At 31.3% G+C, this 15,090-nt stretch carries 16 protein-coding genes; 6 read left to right on the top strand and 10 right to left on the bottom strand.

From position 1 onward, the window contains the following. Nucleotides 1-8: 8 nt before the first annotated feature. The 5 genes from dnaN to BUC09_RS04360 form a co-directional block, all read right to left on the bottom strand. Nucleotides 9-1,127, bottom strand: coding sequence for a DNA polymerase III subunit beta (gene dnaN / locus BUC09_RS04380; protein WP_073310349.1), 1,119 nt, complete (start codon nucleotides 1,125-1,127; stop codon nucleotides 9-11). Nucleotides 1,128-1,248: 121 nt separating this feature from the next. Continuing rightward, a complete protein-coding gene (gene gldG / locus BUC09_RS04375; RefSeq protein WP_073309088.1) occupies nucleotides 1,249-2,913 on the bottom strand; it encodes a gliding motility-associated ABC transporter substrate-binding protein GldG in 1,665 nt (554 codons plus the stop codon). After that, entirely contained in the window at nucleotides 2,913-3,644 is a 732-nt protein-coding gene (gene gldF / locus BUC09_RS04370) for a gliding motility-associated ABC transporter permease subunit GldF (RefSeq protein ID WP_073309086.1), read from the bottom strand. The genes gldG and gldF overlap by 1 nt, the downstream gene beginning before the upstream one ends. 64 nt (nucleotides 3,645-3,708) lie before the next feature. Further along, nucleotides 3,709-4,005, bottom strand: a complete 297-nt coding sequence (locus BUC09_RS04365) for a putative quinol monooxygenase (RefSeq protein ID WP_073309084.1) — start codon at nucleotides 4,003-4,005, stop codon at nucleotides 3,709-3,711. Nucleotides 4,006-4,007: 2 nt separating this feature from the next. After that, the gene (locus tag BUC09_RS04360; protein WP_073309082.1) at nucleotides 4,008-4,856 is read right to left on the bottom strand and encodes an SAM hydrolase/SAM-dependent halogenase family protein; all 849 of its coding nucleotides are present in this window, start codon (nucleotides 4,854-4,856) and stop codon (nucleotides 4,008-4,010) included. 94 nt (nucleotides 4,857-4,950) lie between these two features. Between BUC09_RS04360 and BUC09_RS04355 the strand changes: the two genes are divergently transcribed. The 3 genes from BUC09_RS04355 to BUC09_RS04345 all read left to right on the top strand — a co-directional run bounded on the left by BUC09_RS04355 (nucleotide 4,951) and on the right by BUC09_RS04345 (nucleotide 7,916). Further along, complete coding sequence (locus BUC09_RS04355; protein ID WP_073309080.1) at nucleotides 4,951-5,901, top strand: PhoH family protein; 951 nt, start codon at nucleotides 4,951-4,953, stop codon at nucleotides 5,899-5,901. After that, nucleotides 5,894-6,319 carry a hypothetical protein gene (locus tag BUC09_RS04350; RefSeq protein ID WP_073309078.1) on the top strand — a complete coding sequence of 142 codons (426 nt, stop codon included), beginning with the start codon at nucleotides 5,894-5,896 and terminating at the stop codon, nucleotides 6,317-6,319. Before BUC09_RS04355 ends, BUC09_RS04350 begins: the two co-directional genes overlap by 8 nt. 160 nt (nucleotides 6,320-6,479) lie before the next feature. Continuing rightward, the gene (locus BUC09_RS04345) at nucleotides 6,480-7,916 is read left to right on the top strand and encodes an alpha-amylase (RefSeq protein WP_073310348.1); all 1,437 of its coding nucleotides are present in this window, start codon (nucleotides 6,480-6,482) and stop codon (nucleotides 7,914-7,916) included. A 248-nt stretch (nucleotides 7,917-8,164) separates the two neighbouring features. Here BUC09_RS04345 and BUC09_RS04340 read toward each other — a convergent pair whose 3' ends face one another. Then, complete coding sequence (locus BUC09_RS04340; RefSeq protein WP_073309076.1) at nucleotides 8,165-8,590, bottom strand: Rrf2 family transcriptional regulator; 426 nt, start codon at nucleotides 8,588-8,590, stop codon at nucleotides 8,165-8,167. 42 nt (nucleotides 8,591-8,632) lie between these two features. After that, nucleotides 8,633-9,826, bottom strand: a complete 1,194-nt coding sequence (hmpA, locus tag BUC09_RS04335; protein WP_073309074.1) for an NO-inducible flavohemoprotein — start codon at nucleotides 9,824-9,826, stop codon at nucleotides 8,633-8,635. 150 nt (nucleotides 9,827-9,976) lie between these two features. On the opposite strand from hmpA, the gene BUC09_RS04330 reads away from it, so the two are divergent. Both BUC09_RS04330 and BUC09_RS04325 read left to right on the top strand, forming a co-directional pair. Beyond that, a complete protein-coding gene (locus BUC09_RS04330; protein WP_073309072.1) occupies nucleotides 9,977-10,924 on the top strand; it encodes a phosphoribosylaminoimidazolesuccinocarboxamide synthase in 948 nt (315 codons plus the stop codon). A gap of 177 nt (nucleotides 10,925-11,101) precedes the next feature. Next, complete coding sequence (locus BUC09_RS04325) at nucleotides 11,102-11,467, top strand: ankyrin repeat domain-containing protein (RefSeq protein ID WP_073309070.1); 366 nt, start codon at nucleotides 11,102-11,104, stop codon at nucleotides 11,465-11,467. A gap of 58 nt (nucleotides 11,468-11,525) precedes the next feature. Here BUC09_RS04325 and BUC09_RS04320 read toward each other — a convergent pair whose 3' ends face one another. From BUC09_RS04320 to BUC09_RS04310, 3 genes are all read right to left on the bottom strand, one after another. Next, nucleotides 11,526-12,059, bottom strand: coding sequence for an SRPBCC family protein (locus tag BUC09_RS04320; protein ID WP_073309068.1), 534 nt, complete (start codon nucleotides 12,057-12,059; stop codon nucleotides 11,526-11,528). A gap of 27 nt (nucleotides 12,060-12,086) precedes the next feature. Next, nucleotides 12,087-12,548 (bottom strand): DUF1801 domain-containing protein, encoded by a 462-nt coding sequence (locus BUC09_RS04315; RefSeq protein ID WP_073309066.1) that lies wholly within the window; start codon nucleotides 12,546-12,548, stop codon nucleotides 12,087-12,089. 80 nt (nucleotides 12,549-12,628) lie between these two features. Continuing rightward, nucleotides 12,629-13,717 (bottom strand): M42 family metallopeptidase, encoded by a 1,089-nt coding sequence (locus BUC09_RS04310; RefSeq protein WP_073309064.1) that lies wholly within the window; start codon nucleotides 13,715-13,717, stop codon nucleotides 12,629-12,631. 81 nt (nucleotides 13,718-13,798) lie between these two features. Here BUC09_RS04310 and BUC09_RS04305 point away from each other — a divergent pair, with 81 nt between their 5' ends. Further along, a complete protein-coding gene (locus tag BUC09_RS04305) occupies nucleotides 13,799-14,482 on the top strand; it encodes a DUF4294 domain-containing protein (RefSeq protein WP_073309062.1) in 684 nt (227 codons plus the stop codon). The last annotated feature ends 608 nt before the right edge of the window (nucleotides 14,483-15,090 follow it).

The raw sequence follows: 15,090 nt of genomic DNA, 5'->3' as shown, positions 1-15,090 counted from the left end.
TAAGATTTTTAGTTGTTAAGCATAACTGGCATAACAAGCATTGTAACTGTTTCACCTTCATCAAGACCATCTGCGGGAGTTAAAATACCAGCTCTGTTTGGCATAGACATTTCTAACATGATCATATCAGATTGAAGGTTTGTAAGCATTTCAGTTAAAAAGCGCGAGTTGAAACCAATTTGCATATCATCACCTTGGTAATCACAAGTTAAACGCTCTTCAGCTTTATTTGAATAGTCGATATCTTCAGCAGAAATATTTAATTCTGTACCAGCAATTTTTAAACGGATTTGATGAGTGGTTTTATTTGAGAAAATAGCCACACGACGAACTGAGTTTAAAAATAACGTTCTATCAATTAATAATTTATTAGGATTTTCTTTAGGTATTACTGCTTCGTAATTAGGGTATTTACCGTCGATTAAACGACAAGTTAATACATAATTATCAAAAGAGAATGTTGCATTAGCATCATTGTATTCGATAGTAACTTCAGCGTCAGACGTTGCTAAAATACCTTTTAAAATATTTAAAGGTTTTCTTGGCATAATGAATTCTGCTACTTGAGATGCTTTTACATCTGTACGAGCATATTTCACTAATTTATGTGCATCTGTAGCGACAAAAATTAATCCATCTGTCGAAAATTGGAAGAAAACACCACTCATTACTGGACGTAAATCGTCATTACCAGCAGCAAAGATTGTTTTGCTAACGGCAGTTGATAATACTTCGGCAGGAACAATAGTCTTTGATGGTTCTTCTAAATTAACAGATTTAGGGAACTCCTCACCTGGAGCATAAGCTAAAGCATATTTTCCTGATTGAGAGCTGATTTCGATTGTGTTATTTTCTTCAACAGTAAATGTTAAAGGTTGTTCAGGGAAAGTTTTTAAAATTTCTAATAATAACTTTGCAGGAACCGCAACACTTCCTTCACTATTTGAATCGATAGAAAGTGTAGCTGACATTGTTGTTTCTAAGTCAGACGAAGAAACGATTAATTGATTTTGTTTTAATTCAAACAAAAAGTTATCTAAAATAGGTAAGGTATTGCTACTATTAATAACACTTCCTAAAACCTGTAATTGTTTTAGTAAATAAGAACTTGATACTATAAATTTCATTTGCATCTTTTTAAATAATGGTCTAATAAACTCTCAGACACTTTACGTTTCACAAATATATTTTAAACCATCCAGTATTAAAAACAATTTTATCAACAAGAATGGTGGTTTTTCAACATAATTAACGCGCAAATTGTCTTTTTCTAAAGTAAGTTATTGCAATTCCAAACAACGCTAATAGTACTAAAGGTAAGCCAACAGTAAGTAATTGAGTATAGGTGTAGTCTTCATACACTTTCTCTTTGTCTAGTAAAGGTAAATCTACTTCCTTGCTTCTAATGTTAATAAGTCCGTTGTCATCCAGTAAATAATTAACACAATTCATCAAAAACTCCTTGTTAGAATACATTTGATTTGTCCATTTGTCATAACCCAACTCCATAGGTTGTCCGCTTTCGTCCAATTGATTTTTGATAATGTCTCCATCAGTCACCACAATCATTTTTGACGATTTTCCTTTGGCTTTAAAATCAGGATCTTTAAAAGGTAATACTCTGTTTTCATAAACCGATGAAAAATATCCTTCTAAAAGTAACCCAACGGGTAAATTTCCAGGAGTGTAATCCTGAGGATTTGGTTTTTCGTTTACAGTTTTTAAATCTATTTCAACTGGTGTTCCAATTTTCTTTGAATAAATTGACGATTGTAATAAAATGGTTTTTTTAATGTCGTTTTTTAATACATCAATCGGATTGGTAAACTCTAGTTTAATACCGTCAATGTTATTGACAATTGGATGATGACTTTCAGGGAAAATGTATGGAGAAAAAAACCAAGGATAGTTTTCATATTGTGTCTCATTACCTCTTTGACCCGTTGCTAGAGCAATAGGTGTTGCTTGTAAATCTTTTACCAAATAAGGATTAATTCTAAATCCGTATTTAAAAAACATATCATTTAAACCTAAATCAAATGGGAAAGCAAATGCAGAACCATTTTGACGAAGATTTTCCATATCAATATTTACTGATTCTACTAACCAAATTGTTTTTCCTCCGTTGATTAAAAACTGATCTAAAACTTGTTTTTCCTGATCAGAAAAAGCTTCTTTTGGTTTTGCTATTAAAGCTAAATCGAAGTTTTGTAACTGCTTTAGAGTTTTTACAGGGTTTTTAGCAACAGAATCTAGAGTAAATGCCCCTAAAAAATAGCTTTCTCCTAGAGTTCTTAAAAAATCAGCTTGATAGGCATCAGCCATCTCGCCGTTACCTTTAATAACAGCAATTTTCTTTTGTTTAGGAGTAGTTACTTTATAAAAAGCATCTGCAAATGCATATTCTAAATGCTGCACAGAACTAATTACTTTTTCTTGAGTAGAAGCACCTAGACGATTTTTAAGTAATGGTAATTTTGTGCTCTTATCTTTGTAGCTTGCTATGGCCCATGGAAAAACAACTTCTTGTGATTGTTTTCCTTTGTCATCAACAGTAACTTTTATAGGTGTTAATCCTCTTTCTAAGAAAGATTCCATGATTGCATCAGCTTCTTCAGGATTTTCTAACGGATTAACAAATTGATAAATAATATTAGGATTGTAAGCTTTAAATTCTTCTAAGATTTGTTTCGTTTCAGTTTGCAATCTTTTAAATTCTGCTGGAAAATTACCTTCTAAGAAAACATCAACATAAATTGGCTCTTTAGCATTTTTAAGAATGTTTAATGAAGTTTCTGATAGGGTATATCTTTTATCAGCAGTTAAATCGAAACGATGAAAAAAGAAATTACTGATTACGTTTACTACAATTAAAACGAGAAGTGTTACAACTAAAGTCTTTATATTTTTCATTATAATTTGTACGATTTTAGTTTATGAACAGTTAACGAAAGAAACAAAAAGATGATGCTAACAAAGTAAATTACATCTCTTGTGTCAATAACACCTCGACTCATGCTTTTGTAATGAAAATCCATTCCAAATGAATCAATTAAAGAGCTAAAATCTCCTAGCGCTTTATAGTTTGAAATACCTTGAAAACCAAAATAGATAACAAAACATAAAAGAACAGAAATTAGAAACGACACAATTTGATTATCTGACAATGATGAAGTATAAATACCAATTGAGGTATATGCTCCCATTAGAAATAACAATCCAAAATAAGAACCTAAAGTGCTTCCAAAATCAAGATTTCCCTCTGGTAAGCCTAAATCATAAATAACTTTTACATATACAAGTGTGGGTATAATCGCTATGATAAGTAATAAAAAAGCTCCAAAAAACTTTCCATTTACAATTTCCCATAAAGACATAGGTTTTGTTAAGAATAATTCCATTGTTCCTTGTTTTTTTTCATCCGAAAAACTACGCATAGTCACTGCTGGAATTAAAAAAAGTAAAATCCAAGGTGCAATTGTAAAAAAAGGAGTCATATCGGCAAAGCCTGTATTTAGGATATTATAATCCCCTTCAAAAACCCAAAGGAATAAACCATTTAAAATTAAAAAAATGGCTATTACCAAATATCCAATTGGTGAACCAAAAAAGGAACGGAATTCTTTAAATAAAATGGCTTTCATTTATTTTATTAAAGTTAAATTTAAAATCGAACAAAAGTAATCGAATAACACCAAACATGAAACATTATGCTAAAGAAACTAATTTGTCTACACTCCAAGCTTCTGGTTTGTCATTAAACAGTTTTTTTGTGAAGGTCCAAACTTCATCAAATAAGGCTGAATTTCTGTAATTTTCTAGATCTTGTTCTGTTTCCCAGTAACTATATGTGAAAAATATACAAGGATTGTTTTTATCTTGGTATAATTCTAATAATTGGTTTCCCGGAGAATTTCTGATTTTCTCTTTGATTTCTTCAAAGTTTTCTAAAAATGCTGGGATGTTTTCTTCGTGAAAACTAAGTTTTACTATTCTTACAAACATGATTAAGAAAATTGAATTGTTATTTCATCATAATAATTTAGACCTAACAAAGATTTTGCTGATCCCACTGTATTTGGGTTGCTTTTATAAATGCAAATTTCTAAGAAACCACTCTCGTTAAATAAGGCCAATTTTTCACCTTCATAATTTTTTAATTTGAATGTGTCATTTACAATGAAATCTGAGTAGGATTTGTGTATTTTTTTGATTGTTTTTTTATCCAATTTGACTCTGTTTTTTTCGTAAAAAATTTCAAATGGTCTGTTTTTACCTACTTCTTCAAATTGTTTTTTAGAAATGTTGGTGACACAATTTCCAAAATGATCTATGTATACAATATATCCTTTAATAGAATTAAAGTCTGAAGCAACAATGGCTTTTATTGTACTAATTGTTTTTAGAGTTGAAATTTCTTTACCCACAACACTTAATACACCTCCTTTAGCTAAATGATTGGCAACAGTTACAAAAACATCAATATCAGTTGATGATTCAGGTAATCGATCATGAATGTTTATTTCAGCTATTTTTTGAGGTTTAATTTTTTGAGTGAGGATGCTTAAAATACCATTATCAGCACAAATGAAATAATGATCATTCCATTGCATTGCAATATGGGAAGTGTCAATGGTTCTTTCACTATCAACTCCAATTAAATGAACTGTTCCTTTTGGAAAACTTGAATACGCGGCATTGATAATATAACTTGCCTCAGTTACATTAAATAAATCTATATTGTGTGAAATATCAACAATTTGAGCACTAGGATTTTCCGATAAGATTTTGCCTTTTAAGGCACCCACAAAGTGGTCTTTTAATCCAAAATCGGTAGTAAGTGTAATTATTGACATTATTTTGTTTATAACTATTCCTGAAAAGTTTTGGTAAATTTACTAGATTTGAGAGAAACAAAACGAATTTATTTCAAACTAAATTTTATTGCATTTGAACGAAAGAATTATTGAACTAGAGAATATTGCTCCTAAAGATTTTTGGGGAGCACATGATAGTCATTTAGAAACTATAAAAAAATATTATCCAAAACTTAAAATCGTTGCGAGAGGTACTACTTTAAAAGCTTTTGGTGAGGAAGAGGTATTAGATGAATTCGAAGTAAGATTTAGGCGATTAATGACACACTTTACTCGATTTAATAATATTGATGATAATGTTATCATGAGAGTTATTGAAGGTGATGCTCAGCAAACAGGAGTGATGGATTCTAAAGACGAAATTCTTGTTCATGGATTAGGAGGAAAGCTAATAAAAGCTATGACGCCAAATCAGCAAAAACTTGTAGATTTTGTTAGAAAAAACGATATGGTTTTTGCCGTTGGTCCAGCTGGAACAGGAAAAACATACACTGGAGTTGCGCTTGCTGTAAAGGCTTTAAAAGAAAAACAAGTAAAAAGAATCATATTAACACGTCCTGCAGTTGAAGCTGGCGAAAATCTAGGTTTCCTGCCAGGTGATATGAAAGAGAAGCTTGATCCTTATATGCAACCTCTCTACGATGCACTACGAGATATGATTCCACCTCAAACATTAGAGGATTACCTATTAAAAGGGATCATTCAAATAGCACCATTGGCTTTCATGAGAGGTAGAACTTTAGATAATGCTTTTGTAATTCTTGACGAGGCACAAAATACAACCCATTCGCAAATGAAAATGTTTTTAACGCGTATGGGAAAAAATGCCAAGTTTATCATAACTGGTGACCCTGGTCAGGTAGATTTACCTAGAAGAACTATTTCTGGTTTAAAAGAAGGTTTGCTTGTTCTAAAAGATGTTGACGGAATTGGAATAATTTATTTAGATGACAAAGATATCGTTCGCCACCGATTAGTGAAGAAGATTATTGATGCATATAAGAGTATAGAAAATCATGACTAATAAACTTTTAAAATTTGCTATAGTAATTATATCATTTTTAATTTTTTTACTCATACTAAGAATAGTTTTACCTACATACGATTTATATCCTTACAAATTGACAGAAGGATATTATTTGGTTGGTGTTGGTAATAAAAAATACGAAATACGAAAAGAAATTTTTGGGAAACCAATTATATCTAATATAACTCTTAATGGGGAATGGATTATTACAGCTAATGAAATTTATGGTATGAAAGGAAATCAAGGAAGTAGTGATGACGATTATTTTTTTCTTGAAAAAAGAAGTGATGCAATAGCGGTTTTTGATGATTTATTTTCTCTAAATCAATTTTTAAAAGAAAAAGGATATGAAGAGTATTCGATGTTCAATTCTGAAAAAGTTGTACATCTTAAAATAGACAGAAGAAAATTTTAGATTTAAGCAGATTTTAAAATATAAAATCTGCTTTTTTTTGTTAAAAAATAAAACTTTTCAACACGAAAACGTTTTCGTTACACTTGTAACTTGTTCAAAATGTTGTTCTTATGTAAAAAATCATAAATTTAGTCGAAACAAAAAACAAAAACTAAATTTTATGAAACAATCAACCACAAAATTAGTTTGCTTTTCACTACTTTTATTATCAATTGCTTGTGATAAAGATGAAACTAGTAAAGACCAATCACTCGAATTGGCAAAACAAACCAAAATTATCAATGTAACCAATCATGATGGTAAGCCATTTAGTACTGGAGTAAGTACAAATGTAAATAGTAAATATGTTGCAAATCCTGGAGGAGGTGTTATGATGCAGGCCTTTTATTGGGATGTACCGGCTGGGGGAACATGGTGGAATACTGTAAAATCAAAAGTAACCGCATGGGGTAATGCTGGGATTGGATCAATTTGGTTACCACCAGCTTCAAAAGCACAAAATGGTGCCTATTCTATGGGATATGATCCAACTGATTATTACGACTTTGGAGATTACAATCAAAATGGGACCGTAGAAACTCGTTTTGGTTCTAAAACTGAACTTGTGAGTTTAATTACTCAAGCACACACTGAAAACATGCAAGTATATGCCGATATTGTAATCAATCACAACAGTGGAGGACAATCTGAAGCAAATCCATATACTGGAACAAATACTTGGACAAATTTCTCGGGAGTTGCTTCAGGAAAATTCACTAGAAATTACAATGATTTCTATAAAAATTCTTATGGAAATAATGACGAAGGTTCTTTTGGTGGTTTTCCAGATTTGTGTCATGCAAATCCTCATGTTCAAGATTGGTTATGGGGAAGAGCTGATGCTGTTGGGAAATACTATAAAAATACGATGAAGTTTGATGGATGGCGTTTTGATTATGTAAAAGGTTTTGGACCTTGGGTAGTAAACAATTGGAACGCTAACGTAGGAGGTTTTTCTGTAGGAGAATATTGGGATTCCAATGTAAATACATTAGAATGGTGGGCAAACAATGCGAATTCTTCTGTTTTTGATTTTGCATGCTATTATAAAATGAATGATGCTTTTGACGGAAATAATTTAGCGTTATTGAATGATGATATGATGTGGAAACGTAATCCATACAAAGCGGTAACTTTTGTGACTAATCATGATACGGATGAAATCTGGAAGAAAAATTTGGCGTATGCTTATATTTTAACCCATGAAGGTTATCCAACAATTTTTTACAGAGATTACGAAGAATGGTTAAATAAAGAGCGTTTAAATAATTTAATATGGATTCATAACAATAAAGCCACTGGTACTACTTCTATATTATACAGCGATAACGACGAATACATTGCTAGAAGAAATGGTTATAATGGAAATGTTGGTTTAGTTGTTTATTTGAATAACTCTTCTTCTTGGCAGGAAAGATGGATTCAAACCAATTGGGCAAATGCTCAAATAAAAGATTTTACGGGACATTCGTCATGGTATCCAACAACACAGGGCGATAAATGGGTTAAAATTCAATGTCCACCTAATAGTTATTCTGTTTGGTCTATAAATATGTAGTTTATTTTTTAGTTGACAATTTTAATTGATAAAAGTCGGTTGTAAAACCGACTTTTATTTTATAAAGATATTCTAGTTACTATGTTTTTGAAATATTTATTTAAAGGGAAAATGATGTATTGATAGCTTAAACTAATACTTGTTGCAATACACCATGATCGTATCCAAATATAAAAGGAAAAGTGTATTGAATTTATATAGGTTAAAGCGAATGTGATAGTCGCTGTGATAGTAAAGTTTTAGTTATGTTATTGATTGATAATCTGGTTCAAGTTTTCAAATCGTAAATCTTTTAAATAATAATTATTCAATACCTTAAGAAATGCTTGGTATCCCAAATTGAATAGCTGTTTCAATTGGCATTTCTGTGAAGGGAAAATACAAGCTTTTGCCTGACAATCTATAATTGGACTTTCGTCTTGTTCTAATAAATGAATTAGATCGCCAATTGGAATTGTTTTGGCTTTATGGGCGATTGTAATGCCGCCGTTTTTACCTCGTTTCGTGTTTATTAAATTGTTATTGGATAAAAACTGAACCACTTTAATCAAATGATTTCTTGAAATTTTAAATTTTTCTGCTAATTCATCTAAAGAAGTAGATTCATTTTCATCTAAATGCTCTAAATAAATCAATACACGCATTCCAAAATCAGTAAAATGGTTCAGTTTCATTCTTAAGTAATTTGTTGATATTGTATTTTAAATACAACAAATTTAGTTAAGATTTAGTAATTGTGGTCCAAATTCTTCATAAAAAATGGAATCTTGTTGTACTCCTAATTTTTTTAATGATTCGAATTGGGCTTTAATAAAAGCTTGGGGTCCGCATACATAATACTTTGCATCAGGTAGAATAATATCCTTTTTAATTTCATCTAGATTCATGAAACCAATTTTTTTATATTTTGTTTCAGACGCTAATTCGTTAAAAAAAGTGTAAGCGGTTACATTTTTAAAATTTTCGTGATAATGATTTACTTCATTTTTGAAAGCTTGCACGTTTTCATTTCTGCAACTGTGTAACCAAACAATTTTATTTTCTTTTTCAGCTTGAGCTTCAAGTATGCTCATCATTGGTGTAATGCCTACGCCACCACTGATTAAAACCAAAGGTTGTTGTGGTTTTTCTCCTATATGGAACAAGCCTGCAGGAGCCGATACTTCTATTTGATCTCCAACTTTTTTGTTATGTAAGTTATTGGAAACATATCCTGCAGGTAGATTTTCTGGATTTTCTTTTTTAACACTGATGCGATAATATTTTTCGTTGAAAGCAGATGATAAGCTGTATTGTCTAGGTTGTTCATGACCTAATGCCTCTACAAAGGTTTTGACTGATAAGTATTGTCCAGGATGATAAGAAGCGATTGGTTGGTTGTCTTTTGGAGTTAAATAAAAAGATTTTATTTCTGTGCTTTCTTCAACGATACGATTTATAATAAAGGTTCTCCATCCATTCCAACCTCCTTTTTTCTCGCGGTTTTCTTTGTAGTATCCAGCTTCTAGATCAATCATGATTTTAGCAAGTTGATTGTAAGCAATTGTCCAAGCTTCTAATAGTTCCTCTGTTGCAACATCTTGTAGTACTTCTTTTATTGCGGCAATTAAGTGACTGCCTACGATATCATATTGGGCAGCAGTAATATTTAAACTAACATGTTTTTGTCCAATTGATTGTAAGGCGCCTATCAAGACACTTGGGTTTTCTATATGTTCAGCATAAGCGAGTACTGCCGTGGCAAGAGCCGTTTGCTGTCTGCCATTGGCTTGGTTGCCCATATTGAACTCATTCTTTAATTCTGGGTTATGGGTAAACATTCTTTGATAAAAATGTTTGGTTAGGGTTACTCCGTGTTCTTTTAAAATTGGGACTGTTGCTTTAATCAGCGAAAGTTGGTTATTATCCATTTTTTATAAAGTGTTAATTATTTATGATGCAAATGTATTAATAATTGTATTTAAAATACAACAATTAAAAATAATATTTCATTCTCTTTTGTTGGTGCTTATAAAAACTATATTTTTGTGACACTTTAACAACAACAACACAACAATTTAATGAATACGATTACTGCTACCCAGTTTAACTTTCCTGGACAAAAATCTGTTTATCACGGAAAAGTACGTGAGGTTTACAATATCAATGACGAACTTTTAGTAATGATTGCAACTGATAGATTATCAGCTTTTGATGTAATTATGCCTAAAGGAATCCCATACAAAGGTCAAATCTTGAATCAAATTGCAACTAAATTCATGCAGTTGACCGAAGATATCGTACCAAATTGGTTAGTAGCAACGCTTGATCCCAATGTTGCCGTGGGGCATTTATGTGATCCTTTTAAAGTAGAAATGGTAATTCGCGGTTACTTATCTGGTCATGCAGCACGCGAATATGCAGCTGGGAAAAGAATACTTTGCGGTGTAGAAATGCCTGAAGGAATGAAAGAAAATGATAAATTTCCTCAGCCTATAATTACACCTACAACAAAAGCTGCGGTAGGTACACATGACGAAGATATTTCAAGAGAAGCTATTTTGTCTCAAGGAATTGTTTCAGAGGAAGACTATTTGGTTTTAGAAAAATATACTAGAGATTTATTTCAAAGAGGAACTGAAATTGCCGCTTCTCGAGGATTAATTTTAGTAGATACTAAATATGAATTTGGCAAAACAAAAGAAGGTAAAATCGTTCTAATTGATGAAATACATACGCCAGATTCTTCACGTTATTTCTATGCAGATGGTTACCAAGAGCGTCAGGATAGAGGAGAGGCTCAAAAACAATTATCAAAAGAGTTTGTTCGTCAATGGTTAATTGCTAATGGTTTTCAAGGTAAAGAAGGACAACAAATTCCTGAAATGACAGAGGATTACATCGAAACAGTTTCAGAAAGATATATCGAGCTTTACGAAAACATCATAGGAGAAAAGTTTGAAAAAGCAGATGTTTCTAATATTCATGAAAGAATTGAAAAAAATGTAATTGCATTTTTGAATAAATAATATAAACTTATTTTAAAGTTTAATTAACCACGCTTTGCGTGGTTTTTTTGTTCTTTGTGTTGAGTTAGTTGTGATGTGGCTAATGTTAAAATTATGTTATAATGGAAATTTCATGTAACATAACTTTCAATACTACGTCTATTCATATAAATCATTAATCAAAAAAAATCAATCATCATGAAAAAATCAATTGTTATTTTAGGTTTAGTTCTTGGAGCTTTTGCAACACAATCTTTTGCATCAAATGTTAATATTTCTCCTAAAAAAGAAATTATTGCAAGTGTAAATTCTCCATTATGTGCGGCAATTATTAAAGGAGATTTAGAGGCAGTTAAAAAATTTGTTGAGTATGGAGTTGATGTAAATGAAACTTCAAACGGAATGACTCCACTAATGTTTGCTGCTCGTTTTAATAGAGTAGATATTATTGAAATTCTATTAAAAAATGGAGCAGATAAAAAAACTAAAGATGATAAAGGTTATACAGCGTTAAAATATGCTGAACAATCTAGAGCAAATGACGCAATTCAAGCTTTAAAGTAAATTTGATAAAATAAAAAGTCCCTTTTTTTAAAGGGACTTTTTATTTGTTAATGAGACATTATTTCTTTTCTAAATTCGTTTTCAAGTTATCTAATCCGGCTTGTAAATCTTTCCCAATCATATTACCCATAACAGATTTTATTGCATTCATTGGATAAGGCATTTCACCAGTAAATCCCCATTTTACTCTAGTTTGTGTTGGAGAAATTGACTCAGTAGTAAAGTAAGCATAATCTGTCGATACCATTGGACGTTTAAAGCGTAACTCAATATCTATACGTTCACCTGGTGTGATTTTTTTAATTTCTTGCTCTCCTTCACCCACATCATCGTTTCCATTCCAATTGTAAATGAACCCTACTTCACCGTCAGTTCCAGTAAATGTTTTTTTAGAATTAGGATCTTTCATATTCCAAACACTAAAATTGTCTTGGTTTTTCATCATTTTCACATAATTAAAAACACTGTCTTTGGGTTGATTGATGATTACTTCTCTCTCTACTGCGTAATCTTTCGATAGTATTAATCCTGCAATTAATACAATTCCGATTAAGGAAAGCAGCACGAGAAATATTTTTTTTAAAATTTTCATAGTTATTTAGTTTAGATTAATAAAGTGTTATTTAGTTTTTTTGAAAGCAGATTCATAAGTTTCAATCCACTCTTGAACACTCATTTTTGTCATTAATTCACCTATCAGTTCAAAAGGAATATCTTCTGGTTTTTTAAATCGCACACAACTTTTACCCATGTCTAGTTTTTTCTTAGAGTATTTTGGGTATTCTGATGTGAACCAATTTAAGAGTTCTGGATTGGCATAAATCCCCATATGATAAAAAGCAATGAAATTTTTTTGTGATGCAATTCCAGCAAATGGAAGAGGATCTTTAGGATTGCAATGATATCCATTAGGATAAATAGAATGTGGAACTGAATATCCCATCATACCATATCCCATGCCTTCTTGAAATCCTTTAGGTAAATTTTCAACAATAGTATTACGGAGTTTTGCAAAGGCTACCTTCCTTTCCTCAGGAATTTCGTTTAAATAATCATTTACTGAGGTAGCTTTTGATTGCATATGATATATGTATATGAGTAAAGTTATAAAAAAAACCATTCAGTTGTGAATGGTTTTTTTATTATATAAAACGTAATGGATTACTTAAAATAAGAGAATGATTCGTTGTTCTCAATTTTTAATAATGTTTCATAAATCAGTTTAATTACATTTTCCACATCATCTTTATGAACCATTTCAACAGTAGTATGCATATATCTTAAAGGTAAAGATATCAAAGCCGATGCAACTCCACCATTACTATAAGCAAAAGCATCTGTATCTGTACCTGTTACTCTTGATGTAGCATGACGCTGAAAAGGAATTTTATTTTTATCAGCTGTATCGGTTATTAAATCACGTAATTTATTTTGCACTGCGGGTGCATAAGCAATAACTGGTCCACGACCAATTTTTAAGTCTCCTTCAATCTTTTTGTCAATCATAGGAGTTGTAGTGTCATGGCAAACATCAGTTACAATAGCAACATTAGGTTTGATAGTTTGAGTTATCATTTCCGCACCACGAAGTCCAATCTCTTCCTGAACAGCATTCACAATATACAAACCAAACGGAAGTTTCTTTTTATTTTCTTTTAATAAACGAGCTACTTCAGCAATCATGAATCCTCCCATTCGGTTGTCAATAGCACGACAAACAAATTTGTTCTCATTCAAAATCATGAATTCATCAGGATAAGTAATTACGCAACCAACATGAATACCTAGTTTTTCAACTTCTTCCTTAGTAGTACAGCCACAATCAATAAAGATATTGTGTAATGTTGCATTTTCTTCTTTACCTCTTCCTCTTGTATGAATTGCTGGCCAGCCAAAAACACCTTTAACAATTCCGTTCTTAGTATGTATGTTTACTCTTTTAGAAGGCGCGATTTGATGATCTGAGCCTCCATTTCTAATTACATAAATTAAACCATCATCAGTAATATAGTTCACATACCACGAAATTTCGTCACTGTGTCCTTCAATAACTACTTTATATGGTGCATCAGGATTAATAATTCCTACAGCAGTTCCATAAGTATCGGTAATAAAAGTGTCTACATATGGTTTTAAATAATCCATCCAGATTCTTTGTCCTTCACTTTCGTAACCTGTAGGAGATGCATTATTCAGATATTTTTCAAGAAAAGCCATTGAGGCTTTGTTAAGTATTGATTTTGATGACATAAAAAAAATTTTCTGCTAATTTAAACATTTGGCACTACACTTGCTGAATAATTTATATTTTTGAATAAACAATACTACATAATGAGATATATAAAATTAATTGTTGGTTTATTATTCTTTAGTTTAGTAAGTAATGCTCAGGTAAAGAAAGATACTACCACAGTTACTCAAGCTGATTTAGATAATGACACGGTAACTCACGTAAGTTATACGTTGGAAGAAATCTATGTATCCAATAGAGATTATTTTAAATCAGCAGAAGAAAGAAAAAAGTTCTTAATACTTCAAAGAAGAGTACATAAAACATACCCTTATGCAAAAATAGCTGCTGATAGGTTAGTGGCACTTAACGAAGGAATGAAATTACTTAAATCTGAAAGAGATAAAAAGAAGTATTTTAAGTTGGTTGAAAATTATCTAACTAATGAATTTGAAGACCAATTAAAAAAGATGAGTAGAAAAGATGGTCAAATCCTCGTAAAGTTAATTCATCGTCAAACCGGTAGTACAACATTCGATTTGATTAAAGAATTAAAAAGCGGTTGGAAAGCTTTTTGGTCTAATAATACCGCCAAGTTGTTTGATATTAATTTAAAGACTACTTATGATCCTTACAATGTTTCAGAAGACTTTATAATAGAAGGAATATTATTTAGAGGTTTTTCCGATGGCAAACTTCCTAAACAAGCCCCGAAAGTAGAAATGAATTATTCAGAACTGGCTAAATTATGGCGAGAGCGTATAAAAGCAAGTAAGCAACAATAAACTTCAACACCTTATATATATAAGGTGTTTTTTATTTCAGTGCGTGTCCCTTCGGGTCGGGCTTTCCGCTATATCTTTAATGCGGTCATTGAGCGTAGGCGAAATGACCGTATTAAAGGATGCCGCTTCACTCCCTCACGCGATACATATATAGTATAGAAAAGCTGTATCTATATATAGTATAGAAAAGCTAAACCACAGAAGGAGCAGAAAAATCCAACTCCTTAAAAAAACTTTAAGAGCTAACTTATTGACGGTCAGAAGAACTGTAAAAAACTTGTAAAAAAGTTTTACAAAAGGCTTGTGTAATTGAAAAAAGGTGGTACTTTTGCACCCGCATTGGACAACAAGTGACATGCAAAACAAGTGAAGTTCTTTATTATAGTGTTAAAAAATCTTTAAGTAATTGAGTTTAAAGCGAGAGCGAAAAACTTAAAAAAAAATTGCAAAAAGATTTGGAGATAAGAAAATAAAGATGTTATCTTTGCACCCCGCAACGGAGAGGTTCTTAAGAGATATTGATAATTAAAACGGACTGAAAATTTTCTCAAAAAAAAGTTTCAAAAAGTTTTGGTAAATACAAAAGAGTTCTTATCTTTGCACCCGCA

The sequence above is a fragment of the Flavobacterium terrae genome (assembly GCF_900142035.1).
Classification (GTDB): domain Bacteria; phylum Bacteroidota; class Bacteroidia; order Flavobacteriales; family Flavobacteriaceae; genus Flavobacterium; species Flavobacterium terrae.
The sequence above is the reverse complement of the archived record's forward strand: the minus strand, read 5'-3'. Positions and strand labels throughout refer to the sequence as shown.

Excerpts from the sequence above, each read along its gene's own strand:
- dnaN (WP_073310349.1), bottom strand. The coding sequence starts at position 1,127 with ATGAAATTTATAGTATCAAGTTCTTATTTACTAAAACAATTACAGGTT.
- hmpA (WP_073309074.1), bottom strand. The coding sequence starts at position 9,826 with ATGGATAATAACCAACTTTCGCTGATTAAAGCAACAGTCCCAATTTTA.
- BUC09_RS04360 (WP_073309082.1), bottom strand. The coding sequence starts at position 4,856 with ATGTCAATAATTACACTTACTACCGATTTTGGATTAAAAGACCACTTT.
- BUC09_RS04305 (WP_073309062.1), top strand. The coding sequence starts at position 13,799 with ATGAGATATATAAAATTAATTGTTGGTTTATTATTCTTTAGTTTAGTA.
- BUC09_RS04320 (WP_073309068.1), bottom strand. The coding sequence starts at position 12,059 with ATGAAAATTTTAAAAAAAATATTTCTCGTGCTGCTTTCCTTAATCGGA.
- gldG (WP_073309088.1), bottom strand. The coding sequence starts at position 2,913 with ATGAAAAATATAAAGACTTTAGTTGTAACACTTCTCGTTTTAATTGTA.
- gldF (WP_073309086.1), bottom strand. The coding sequence starts at position 3,644 with ATGAAAGCCATTTTATTTAAAGAATTCCGTTCCTTTTTTGGTTCACCA.
- BUC09_RS04330 (WP_073309072.1), top strand. The coding sequence starts at position 9,977 with ATGAATACGATTACTGCTACCCAGTTTAACTTTCCTGGACAAAAATCT.
- BUC09_RS04340 (WP_073309076.1), bottom strand. The coding sequence starts at position 8,590 with ATGAAACTGAACCATTTTACTGATTTTGGAATGCGTGTATTGATTTAT.
- BUC09_RS04350 (WP_073309078.1), top strand. The coding sequence starts at position 5,894 with ATGACTAATAAACTTTTAAAATTTGCTATAGTAATTATATCATTTTTA.
- BUC09_RS04315 (WP_073309066.1), bottom strand. The coding sequence starts at position 12,548 with ATGCAATCAAAAGCTACCTCAGTAAATGATTATTTAAACGAAATTCCT.
- BUC09_RS04325 (WP_073309070.1), top strand. The coding sequence starts at position 11,102 with ATGAAAAAATCAATTGTTATTTTAGGTTTAGTTCTTGGAGCTTTTGCA.
- BUC09_RS04310 (WP_073309064.1), bottom strand. The coding sequence starts at position 13,717 with ATGTCATCAAAATCAATACTTAACAAAGCCTCAATGGCTTTTCTTGAA.
- BUC09_RS04365 (WP_073309084.1), bottom strand. The coding sequence starts at position 4,005 with ATGTTTGTAAGAATAGTAAAACTTAGTTTTCACGAAGAAAACATCCCA.
- BUC09_RS04345 (WP_073310348.1), top strand. The coding sequence starts at position 6,480 with ATGAAACAATCAACCACAAAATTAGTTTGCTTTTCACTACTTTTATTA.